This is a genomic window from Streptomyces sp. NPDC054883 (assembly GCF_053610645.1).
On sequence record NZ_JBSGYT010000092.1, the window covers coordinates 1 to 10294 of the forward strand.

At 75.5% G+C, this 10294-nt stretch carries 10 protein-coding genes; 8 read left to right on the forward strand and 2 right to left on the reverse strand.

Annotated elements, in window-relative coordinates; all coding sequences use genetic code 11:
• Positions 1 to 35 precede the first annotated feature (35 nt).
• Entirely contained in the window at positions 36 to 1490 is a 1455-nt protein-coding gene (locus tag ACWGH1_RS34780) for a PepSY-associated TM helix domain-containing protein (RefSeq protein WP_453409343.1), read from the reverse strand.
• 62 nt (positions 1491 to 1552) lie between these two features.
• Positions 1553 to 2284, reverse strand: coding sequence for a hypothetical protein (locus ACWGH1_RS34785; protein ID WP_453354308.1), 732 nt, complete (start codon positions 2282 to 2284; stop codon positions 1553 to 1555).
• Here ACWGH1_RS34785 and ACWGH1_RS34790 point away from each other — a divergent pair.
• From ACWGH1_RS34790 to ACWGH1_RS34825, 8 genes are all read left to right on the forward strand, one after another.
• Positions 2283 to 3029: a rhomboid-like protein gene (locus tag ACWGH1_RS34790; protein ID WP_453354309.1), complete on the forward strand. Its 747-nt coding sequence runs from the start codon at positions 2283 to 2285 to the stop codon at positions 3027 to 3029. The two genes, ACWGH1_RS34785 and ACWGH1_RS34790, sit on opposite strands and share 2 nt — an antisense overlap.
• Before the next feature lie 68 nt (positions 3030 to 3097).
• A complete protein-coding gene (locus tag ACWGH1_RS34795) occupies positions 3098 to 3898 on the forward strand; it encodes a tyrosine-protein phosphatase (RefSeq protein ID WP_453354310.1) in 801 nt (266 codons plus the stop codon).
• Between the two features lie 121 nt (positions 3899 to 4019).
• Positions 4020 to 5948 carry a hypothetical protein gene (locus ACWGH1_RS34800; protein ID WP_453354311.1) on the forward strand — a complete coding sequence of 643 codons (1929 nt, stop codon included), beginning with the start codon at positions 4020 to 4022 and terminating at the stop codon, positions 5946 to 5948.
• A gap of 103 nt (positions 5949 to 6051) precedes the next feature.
• The gene (locus tag ACWGH1_RS34805) at positions 6052 to 6966 is read left to right on the forward strand and encodes a metal-dependent hydrolase (RefSeq protein WP_453354312.1); all 915 of its coding nucleotides are present in this window, start codon (positions 6052 to 6054) and stop codon (positions 6964 to 6966) included.
• Positions 6963 to 8006 carry a PDR/VanB family oxidoreductase gene (locus tag ACWGH1_RS34810; RefSeq protein WP_453354313.1) on the forward strand — a complete coding sequence of 348 codons (1044 nt, stop codon included), beginning with the start codon at positions 6963 to 6965 and terminating at the stop codon, positions 8004 to 8006. The genes ACWGH1_RS34805 and ACWGH1_RS34810 overlap by 4 nt, the downstream gene beginning before the upstream one ends.
• Before the next feature lie 52 nt (positions 8007 to 8058).
• Positions 8059 to 8763: a TetR/AcrR family transcriptional regulator gene (locus ACWGH1_RS34815; protein WP_453354314.1), complete on the forward strand. Its 705-nt coding sequence runs from the start codon at positions 8059 to 8061 to the stop codon at positions 8761 to 8763.
• Positions 8764 to 8799: 36 nt separating this feature from the next.
• Positions 8800 to 9324: an N-acetyltransferase family protein gene (locus ACWGH1_RS34820; RefSeq protein ID WP_453354315.1), complete on the forward strand. Its 525-nt coding sequence runs from the start codon at positions 8800 to 8802 to the stop codon at positions 9322 to 9324.
• Positions 9325 to 9489: 165 nt separating this feature from the next.
• Positions 9490 to 10101: a hypothetical protein gene (locus ACWGH1_RS34825; protein WP_453354316.1), complete on the forward strand. Its 612-nt coding sequence runs from the start codon at positions 9490 to 9492 to the stop codon at positions 10099 to 10101.
• Positions 10102 to 10294: the final 193 nt, after the last annotated feature.

Consider the following 10294-nt stretch of genomic DNA (forward strand, 5'->3'; position numbering starts at 1 on the left):
CGAGGAGGCGCGCACGGGCCCGCCCGGCTGCCGGGCTAGGCCGCGCGGCGGCGGGCGGCGAAGCCGAGCAGGACGTCGACCGCCAGGAACGCCGGCAGGCTGATGCCCAGCATCGGCACGAACCACCCGACGACCGCCGTCACCGCGGCGAGCGGCAGCAGCAGCGTCACGGGCAGCTTGCGCCACGCCCCGCGCGGCTGGGGCCGGCCGGCCGAGAGCCTGCGCTCCTTGGTGGGCCGGCGCAGCCACCACATACGGTAGCCCCAGAAGACGAGGAACATCAGCGCGACGGCCAGCGCCGCCAGCGCCAGCTGGTTGACGATCCCGAACGTCAGACCCATGTGCAGGTCGATGCCGAAGCGCGTCAGCCGGGCGAGCAACGGATAGTCGGCGAAGCGAAGTTCGTCGATGACCTTGCCGTCGGCCGGGTCGACGGCGACGGAGTCCAGGTGCACGGGCACCTGCTTGTCCGCCTCCTTGACGACGTAGCCCTTGCCGTTGGCGGGGAGCGTCACGCGCAGCGACTCGGTGACGCCGGCGGCCCGGGCGGCGGCCACGGCCCGGTCGATGCCGACGTCCGCGGTGGGCGGCGGCGGGGGCATCTCCATGCCCTCGGTCATGACGTGGCCCGCGTGCTCGTCGCCGCCGTCGGCGCCGGCGCTCCCGGACAGCTGGGCCGAGACGGACGGGGTGGCCCCGCCGAGCCCGTCCTGGAGCCGCCCGATGTGCTCACCGGCGTACTTCGACCAGGTCAGGCCGGTGGCGGAGAGGGCGACGAGTCCGGCGGCGGCCCACAGGCCGACCGCCCCGTGCCAGGACAGGGTCCGGCGGCGGCCGGTCGCGGCGCGGTCGGGCAGGACGAGGCGGGCCTTGCCGGCGCGGCGGCGGCCGATCCACAGGGCGAGCCCGCCGAGGGCGACCACCCACAGCCAGCTGGCGGCGAGTTCGCTGTAGTTGCGGCCGAACGCGCCGAGCCGGAGGTCGGCGTGCAGCCCGCTCAGCCAGGCGCGCAGCGGCAGCGCGTCGCCGGCGGTGGTGAGCCGGCCGCGTACGTCCGCCGTGTAGGGGTCGACGAAGACGGTCAGGTTCTCGTCGTCCCCGAGGCCCGGGCTCTCCATGATCACCCGGGTGGTCGCCCCGGCGTCGGGCGCGGGCCAGACGGCGACGACCTTGCCCTGGGGCGCGGCGGCCTTGGCCGCCGCGACCTGGCCGGCGAGCGGCTGCGCGTGGTCGCCGACGCGGGCGACGGTCAGCTCGTCGGCGTAGAGGATCTTCTCGGCCTGCCAGGAGCCCGCGTACAGCAGCCCGGTCGCGGCGGCGACGAACAGCAGCGGGGCCATCAGCAGCCCGGCGTAGAAGTGCATCCGCAGGAGCAGCGGCCGCAGCGCGGCCCAGGCTCCCGGGCTGCGCGGGGCGGACGGGCCGGAGGGTGTGCCGGCAGGTGCTTCGGCCGTCCCCGTGGGGCCGGTCTGGAGCTCGTCAAGAGACATGGGTGTCCTGAAAGTTGGCGAAGACATGGGTGATCGGCCCCGGGCCTCGCCGCACGCGTCTTTCAGGCGGGGGCGGGCCGGTCCGGGACCGTGGCTCGGGGGTCTCGCCGGACGGGGGGCCCGCGCCGGACCAGGGCGTGGGCGGGTACGGCGCCGCGCAGCCGGCGCGGCCGTTCGTACGGGGCGCAGTACGCGGGCGGCGCCGGCCGGGGGGCCACCCGGGTCCGCAGGAGTACGAGCGCGCGGGCGAGCGGGCGGGCCGCCAGCAGCGCGGCGGCTCCGACGGCCGCGGCGAGCCGGAAGACGGCCGCCTCGCCCCAGGCCAGCCAGGCCGCGCAGAACACCCCGGCGAGCACGTGCGCGGCGATCATGCCGAGGCCGCCGTGCCCGTGTCCGGCCAGGTCCGCCATACCGGCCGCGCCGGGCAGCTCCGTCATGCCGGGGGCATCGGCGCCCATGGCGCTCATGTCCATGCCCGGCATGTGGTGGTGTGCGGGCATCGGGGCGGAGGCGGGGCCCGGCGGCCGGCCCGCCCGGCCCGCCTGGCCCGCGGTGAAGGCGAGGTGCAGCGCGCTCTGCGCGGCGAGCAGCGCCGCGGTGATCGCGAGGGGGCCCCGGCGGCGCCCGGCGGCGAGCCAGGCGAGAGAACCGATCACCCCGAAAGACAGCAGAAGCCCCGCAGCGGGAACTTCCACCCCGGACATGTACGAATGCCCCACCGCACCCAGAGCGACACACACCGCCGCGAACATCGCGGCCCGCAGGGCACGCACCGGCGCGCGGGAAACAGACATGTCGGCTCATGCTCCCATGGACCCCGACGGCCCCGGCGGGGAGGCCGTATCCGATCATGGCGGGGTGAACCTGCTGCCGTGGTCGTGGTCGCCGTCGACGTGCCCGCCCTCTGCCGGGCCGCCGCGCCCGCGGCCGCGCTCCTCCTGGCCGGTGCCGCTCGCGGTCGTCTACGCGGGCGGGGTCCAGCTCGGCGCCCACGCGCTGGAGCGGCTGGACCCCCGGGCGCGGGACCGACTGCTGCGCCGCTGCTCGACGAACGTCGACAACCTGGAGGCGGGCCGCTGGGAGACCTTGCTCAGCAGCGCCTGCACGGTCGAGGAACCCATGCCGTTGCCGTACGCGCTGCTGCTGGTCGCGGTGCTCGGGTACGCGGAGTACGCGTACGGGGCCTGGTGGACGGCCTGCGTGTTCCTCTTCGGGCACGCGGCGGCGACGCTGCTCGTCCACGGGGTGCTGCGGCGCACGGCGGACCGGGAGACCCGCAGGGCCCTGGACGTCGGCACCAGCTACGGGTTCAACGCCGTGCTCGGCGCCCTCACCTCGGCGCTGCCGCACGGGCGCCCGCGGGGTGCCGCCCGGGTGGGGCTGCTGGCGATCGCCGCCCGGCCGGTGCTCGGGCGCGGGCGCACCTTCACCGACGCCGGACACCTGGTCGCGCTCGGGATCGGCATCGGCCTCTCGCTGGCCGTCGATTGTCTTTCCGGGGTGAATCATCAGAAAATCGGTCTCAATAGACCCGTATGACACGCGTGATCGACCCCGCCCCGCTTGCCCGCCCTTCTCCTCCCGCCGCCGGAGCCTGGAGCCGCCCGATGACCGCCACCCCCTCCACCACCGTCGCGAACCTGCGCGACCTCGGCGGTACTCCGCTCGCGGACGGCCGCACGGTCCGGCCGGGGCTGGTGCTGCGCTCCGGCGCACTCGACCGGCTCGACCTGGACGCCGATCCGGCAGTGGCCGCGCTGGGGATCCGTACCGTCATCGACTTCCGCAGCGACGCCGAGCGCGCCGACCACCCGGACCGGCTGCCCGCCGGTGCGCGGCTGCTGATCAGTGACGTACTGGCGGACAGGATGAGCGCGGGGATAGCCAAGATGCCCCCCGCGGCGCAGCTCAAGGACCTGATGGCGGACCCGGTCGTGGCGGAGGAGCACCTGGGCGGCGGCAAGGCGCAGGCCGTCTTCGGGGAGGTCTACCGGTCCTTCGTGAACTCGGCCTCGGCGCAGAACGCCTACCGGCTGCTGCTCACCGAGGCCGCCGATCCGCAGGCGGGCCCGCTGCTGTTCCACTGCACCGCCGGCAAGGACCGCACGGGGTGGGGCGCGACCGTCATCCTGTCACTGCTCGGCGCGGACGACGGCACCCTGATGGACGAGTACATGTCGGTGAACCCGGCGGTCAAGCAGGCGTTCGCGCCGATGATCGAGGGCTTCACGGCGGCCGGCGGCGACCCGGAGATCGCGCTGGCGCTGATCGGGGTGTTCCCCGCGTACCTGGAGACGGCGCTGGAGGAGGTCGCCGCCCGCTACGGGTCCATGGAGAAGTACGTACGGGAGGGGCTCGGCGTTCCGGACGGGGCCGTCGATGCGCTGCGGGCCCGGCTGATCGCCTGAGGGTGCGCGGGTCCCGGCCCGGTCCTCGTGGCGGCCGCCCGTCGCGCCCGCCGCGCGGAATCGCCCGAACGGGTGCGCTGACGGCGGGTGACCATCCGACGATTCGCTCGTTCTGCTGAACGTGACTGCGCCGGATACCGCCACCCGCCCCCTGCCTCCCCTGACGCCCGGCCTGGAACAGGCCGAGGCCGCCATCGTCGAGCACTACCCGCGGCTGGTGCGGCTCGCCTACCTGGTGCTGCCGCCCTCCCTCGGCCGCAACCGGCGGGTGCTCACCGCCCACTCGCTGACCCAGCGGGCGCTGCCGCGCGGCCGCCGGGGCGGCGATCCCGCCGTGCGCGGCGGGGTCCCGGCGCAGCGGGGCGGGCTGGAGGGCCCCGAGTCGGGGTACCCGTACGTACGGCTGCGCGTACTGCGCGCCGCCCTTGAGGCGGGCGTACCGTTCACCTTCCGGGCGCTCCCGTTGCGCGGGCAGCTGCCCCGGCTGCTCCCCCAGGTGTGGGGGCTGCGGCTGTTCCCGCGCTCGGGCGGGGCCGAGGAGCTGGCGCTGGACCAGTGGCTGACCACCCTGAGCGGTCCCGGGCGCGCGGCGTGCGTGCTGCGGGCGCTGGAGGGGCTGGCGGAGCCCGATGTCCTGCGGGTGCTCGCCGACGCCGGGGTGGCGAACCCGACGGGGGCGGTCGCGGAGTCCGGGGACCCGGCGCACGACGCCCTCTTCGCCTCCCCCGAATTCGACCCGTGCGTGCTCCAGGCCCGGCCCACCGACCTCTTGCGGCGGCGCCGGTTCGCCCGGGCGGGGATCGCCGCCTCGGCCGCCCTCGCGGTGTGCGGCGCGCTGCTCGCGCTGCCGGGCGGCGGCTGGGGCTCGGACGGGCCCGCCGCCCCGCTGTACGCGAAGAACGCCGTCGCGGAGCAGGCGCTGGATCCCGGGCAGCTGGTCCGGGTCCCGTCCACGCTCTGGCGGACCTCCTCCCGTACCGACTTCTCCGCGTGGCCCGCCCGCGGCGACCGGGCCGACGACGCCGCGCTGCTGCGCCGGGCACTGACCGTGTGGGCCCGCCCCGGCCGCACGGTGGTCGTCTCGGCCACCCCCGGCACGCCGTCGGGGCCGCCGATGGGCCCGCCGCAGCTGCTGTTCGCGGGGGCCGTGGACCAGGCGGTGGTGGTCCTGCTGTACGACGGGCTGCGCGTGGTCCGGTACGCGGAGCCGCGCAGCGGAACCGCCGGAGCCGCCCTCGACTTCGCCCGTACGGACGGGGCGTCGGCGGACACCGCGACCGCTCTGGTGCTCAGCCGGGTCGACGGCAACGTCCGGTACCTGACCGCCCCCTGGGTGCTCGGCGCCGCGTTGCGGGACCTGCTCAAGCCGGGCGAGTCGCCCTCGGTGCTGAAACTGACCCCGGACGGGATGACACCGCCGGTGCCCGGCCCCGCCCCCACCGGCAGCTGCACGAGCTGGAACGCGCTGGCCCTGACCGGCGACGGCGCCACCCGGCTCGTGACGGATTTGGGTGAACTGACCCCGGTTCGGCTGACCTCGGGCGCACCGGGTGCCGAGCGCGACGTGACGGAGGCCGCCGAGCTGGGCGAGTGGTCCCGGACGGCGTGCCTGCTGCCTTCGGTCCGCTCGCACGGGGTCCGCACCGTCAACGCCTGGACGTACGCGAAGCAGCCGCTGCCCGAGGGGGACGGGACGGCGACCTGGCTGTGCAGCCGGGCGGAGACCTGGCAGGGCACCGCGGACCGGGTCCAGGCCCAGTTCCTCGCCCCGGGCGCGCAGCTCGCGGCCCAGGCGGCCAAGGCGGAGGGCTCCGCGGCGTGCGGCCCCCGGGAGCCCCGGGTGCTGGCGGGCGTGCTGTGGAAGTCGAAGGCGGGCCAGTGGTACGTACTGGCCGCGGGCAGCGCCCAGTTCGCCTCCCTGACGGCATCCGGTGGCGGCGTGAACGGGAGCGCGAACGGGAACCGTCTCGCGGTGAAGGCGCCGCAGGGCGCGCAGGTCGACCTCTCGGGCAGGCTGACGGACGGCACGAAGGCGGAAGCCCTGCGCTGAGGGGAGCCCAACGGGCGCGTGCCGGAATCCGGCGCAGACCGGAGCCGGAAAATCCCGGCGCAGAGGGGTTCTGCTCGGCCCTACCCCTCAGTACATTGACGCCATGTCTAATACGCCGCACGCGCCCGCCCCCGTGGCGTCGGAACACCCGGGCCTGTACGAGCACACGGGCCTCCAGCCGCGGAACGTGTCCTTCTCCTGGGAGGACACCCCGCTGCACTGGCTCCCCGGCGACCCGTTCGCCGGACACACGATCAACGTCCTGCACCTGCTGCTGCCCGCCGGGGAGCGCTGGTTCGTGCACGTCTACAAGCAGGTGCTGCCGTACATCACGGACGAGCGGCTGCGGGCGGACGTCGTCGGCTTCATCGGCCAGGAGGCCATGCACGCCGCCGCGCACGACGACGTGCTGCCGCACCTGAAACGGCTCGGCCTGGATCCGACCCCGTACACGGCGCAGGTCGACTGGTTCTTCGAGAAGCTGCTCGGCGACCGGACCCTGCCCCCGGGCCGGGCCCGCAAGTGGTGGCTGATGGAACGGGTGGCGATCATCGCCGCGGTCGAGCACTACACGGCGTTCCTCGGCAACTGGGTCCTGAACGCCGACGAACTCGACCGCCGGGGCGCCGATCCGATGATGCTGGACCTGCTGCGCTGGCACGGGGCGGAGGAGGTCGAGCACCGCGCGGTGGCCTTCGACCTCTTCATGCACCTCGACGGCGGCTACCGGCGCCGGGTGCGGACCTGGGCGACGGCCTTCGCCGCCCTGGCGTTCCTCTGGCAGCGCGGCGTCCGCTTCTTCATGGAGAACGATCCCGAACTCCCGGCGGCCAAGGCCTCGTTGGGCCGGATGTTCCGGGCCGGGCAGCAGGGTGTGCTGCCCTCGACGGGCTCGATGCTCAAGTCGATCCCGACCTACCTCTCCCGGACCTACCACCCCTCGCAGGAGGGCTCGACGGCCCAGGCCGCGGCCTACCTCGCCACCTCGCCGGGCGCGAACGGCGGGGTGCGGGCATGAGGCGCGCGCTGACGCTCACCGCGGCGGCGGGCGCCGCGCTGCTGACCCGGCGCGCGCTGCGCCGGCGCATCCGGCGCTCCCCCCTGTGGCCGCTGCCGGCCCTGGAGACCCCGGTCTCCGGCCACTCCCCGCGCCGGCTGCTGCGGGCCTCGGTCGTCGCGCGCGGCGAACCCGCGCGGGGCGTCGTCCGGCTGACCCTGGAATCGCCGGAGCTGCCCGCCTGGAGTCCGGGGGCGCACGTGGACGTCGTACTGCCGTCGGGGCTGGTGCGCCAGTACAGCCTGTGCGGCGACCCCGCCGACGCGGGCCGCTACACGATCGCGGTCCGGCTGATCGAGGACGGCCGCGGCGGCTCCCGCGAGGCGCACGCCCGGCTGGTGCAGGGCGCCGAGCTGCGGCTGCGGGCGCCCCGCAACCGGTTCCCCCTGGTGGCCGCCCCGGCGTACGTGTTCGTCGCGGGCGGGATCGGCATCACCCCGATCCTGCCGATGCTGCGGGCCGCCACGGCGGCCGGGGCCGACTGGACGCTCGTGTACGGCGGCCGCACCCGCACCTCGATGCCGTTCCTCGCGGAACTCGCCGGGTACGGGGACCGGGTCACGATCGTGCCGGAGGACGAGGCGGGCCTGCCGGACCTGAGCATGCTCGCCGCGGCCTCCGGCGCCCTCGTCTACTGCTGCGGCCCGGAGCCGCTGATGGCCGCGGTCCTCGCCGCCGCCCCGGACCCCTCGGCGGTGCACCTGGAGCGCTTCACCGCCGTCGCGCCCACCGCAGGGTCGAAGCCCTTCACGATCGAACTCCACCGCTCCGGGGGCACGGTCGAGGTGGCGGCGGACGAGAGCGCCCTGACGGCGGTGCGCCGCGCCCTGCCCGGCACCCCGTACTCCTGCCGGCAGGGCTTCTGCGGGACCTGCCGACACCGGGTCCTGGCAGGGGAGGTGGAGCACCGCGACGAGCTCCTCAGCGACGCCGAGCGCGCGGACTCGATGCTCCTGTGCGTCTCCCGCGCCGTCTCGGACCGGCTGGTCCTGGACCTGTAGCGGCGCGAACACCCCGCCGAGGCCCGCGCCGGAGTGGAAGTAGGGTGTCCGCATGACAACCGGGGTGCGGCGCAGGATGGGTGTCGAGGAGCGGCGGCAGCAGCTGATCGGGGTGGCCCTGGAGCTGTTCAGCCACCGGTCGCCCGACGACGTGTCGATAGACGAGATCGCGGCGGCCGCGGGCATATCGCGGCCGCTCGTCTACCACTACTTTCCCGGCAAGCTCAGCCTGTACGAGGCGGCGCTGCGGCGGGCCGCCGACGAGCTGGCGCTGCGGTTCGTGGAGCCGCAGGAGGGGCCGCTCGGGGCCCGGCTGCTGCGGGTGATGGGGCGGTTCTTCGCGTTCGTCGACGAACACGGGCCCGGTTTCTCGGCGTTGATGCGGGGCGGTCCGGCGGTCGGCAGCAGTCGGGCGAACGCGATGATCGACGAGGTCCGCCAGGCGGCGTACGAGGAGATCCTCAAGCACCTGGGCGTCTCGCCCGATGCGCCGCCGGCGCGGCTGGAGCTGGTCGTGCGCTCGTGGGTCTCCCTCGCCGAGTCCACCGCGCTGATCTGGCTGGACGGGCGGCGCATCCCGCGCTCCGAGCTGGAGCTCCAACTCGTGCACGATTTCGCCGCGCTGGCCGCCGTGAGCGCCGCCTACGACGAGGAGATGGCGCAGATCCTGGTGCGCATCCTCTCCGCGGAGCCGGCCGACGGGCCGTTCGGACTGCTCGTCGGGCGGCTGGCGGCGCTGGTACCGGGCACGCGGTGATCATGACGTGGCGCGGGCCCGCGTGATAATGCCCGCGTGATCATTGACGACGGGATGTTGTTCCGGCAGGCCGTGGAGAAGGACGCCGGCACGCTGGTGAAGCTGTACGACCAGGCCGCCCGGTGGATGCGCAAGCACGGGATCGACCAGTGGAAGCCCGGCGAGAAGGACGTGGCGCACTTCCGTGCGCGGATGCGCGACGGCGAGGTGTGGCTGGCCGAGGACGCCGACGGCCGGGTCGTCGGCGCGTACGAACTGTGGTGGTCGGACGAAGAGGCCTGGGGCGTGCAGCCGCCCGTCGCCGGGTACGTGCACCGGCTGATGGTGGAGCGCGAGGCCGCGCCCCCGGGCGCCGGCCGGCGGATACTCGAACACGCCGAGTGGCGGATCGCCCGTACCGGCCGGGAGCGTTCCCGGCTGGACTGCGTGTCGACCAACCCCGAGCTGCTGGGCTACTACCGGGGCGCGGGCTACCGGGTCGTCGGCGAATGCCCGTCCAAACAGGCCGCGGACGGCCGGGTGTACGGCGTGATCCTGCTGGAGCGGCGCCTCGACGCCTGAGGCGTTCCCGGGCGCCGCGCAGGCACAGCGCTGGCCCCCGGCACAAGCCCGCCCCGTGCGCCATGCCGCGTCCCCTCTCGGCCGTGGCACCCGAGACCGGTTGCCGCGCGCCGCGGGCCGCCGGTACAGATGGGCGCGACCAGTCGGTACCAGGAGGGGAATGCCGTGAAGAATTCCGTGAAGGCAGCGAGCGCCGTCTTAGCCGTGGCGCTGGCGGGCGCGCTGGGGGCCACGGGTGTGGCCCAGGCCCAGGGGCAGCCGTCGGCGCCGGCTCCGGCGGGCACCGCGGTGAGCGCGGGCGGTCCGGTGCTGCGGGCGCCGGCCGAAGTGGTCCGGGAGGTGGAGGCGGCGGCCGCCCGGCAGCGGACGCTGGCCCCGAACGCCCGGGTGGTGTGTTACGCGGCCCATGTACAGGACGTCGGCTGGCAGTCCACGGTGTGCGACGGCGCGGTGGCCGGGACGACGGGACAGGGCCGTCGCATGGAGGCCGCGGTGATCGCGACCAGCGGCACGGGGGGCGTCTGCGCCAACGCGCACCTCGCCGACATCGGCTGGCAGGGCTGGGCGTGCGCCGGTGACGGCGCGGCCGTGACGGTCGGCACCACCGGCCAGGCACGCCGGATGGAGGCGCTCGGCGTCCAGGTCGGCTCCGGGTCGGTGGCGGCGCAGGCCCATGTCGCCGGCTACGGCTGGCTGAACGCGGTGAGCGGCAACGCGGTGTACGTGGGGACCACCGGCCAGGCGCGGCAGCTGGAAGCCGTCCGCATCTGGGTCTGATGCGGTCGCGCTGACGCGGTGAACGCCTCCGCGGCGGGGGCGGGCCCCGGCCCGCCCCCCCCCCCGGCCCCGCCGGCCGCCGCTCCCGCCCCCCCGCCCCCCCCCCACGACCCGGCCCCCCCCGACCGCGCCGCCGCCGCCGCCGGCGCCGCCCCCGCCCCGCCACCCGTGTGGCCCTGCTCGTCGCCGTCCG